This is a genomic window from Massilia mucilaginosa, assembly GCF_011682145.1.
Classification (GTDB): Bacteria; Pseudomonadota; Gammaproteobacteria; order Burkholderiales; family Burkholderiaceae_D; genus Telluria_A; species Telluria_A mucilaginosa.
Map to the genome: position 1 here is coordinate 1 of NZ_WHJH01000335.1, position 294 is coordinate 294.

At 69.0% G+C, this 294-nt stretch carries 1 protein-coding gene; it reads right to left on the reverse strand.

Annotation, left to right across the window (positions count from 1 at the left end):
• On the reverse strand, window positions 1–273 hold a 273-nt coding region (locus tag F2P45_RS35090; protein WP_502572745.1), incomplete at its 3' end, for a DUF8224 domain-containing phage-derived protein.
• Window positions 274–294 lie beyond the last annotated feature (21 nt).

Genomic DNA, 294 nt, shown 5'->3' on the forward strand with positions numbered 1-294 from the left:
CGTGGCCGGATCCCACAGGGCCGGCACCAGCGCGCCGTCGTCGCCCACCGTCGCCAGGCCGCCGAAACGCTCGATAAAGGTGCGGCAGCAGCTGCAGCTGTGCTGCTGGCGTACGTCGGGATCGGTGAAGGAGGCGAGGTAAGCGTCGTACAGGCCGGCGGCATCGGTCCGGAAGACGGGACCGGCCAGGGCGTTGAAGCGCGCATCGATGCTGTGCACCAGGGCGGCGTAGTTGTCGACGCGGCGCTGCGCGTGTACATCCTGTGCGGTCATGCGTGTCCTGTGCGAAAGGCG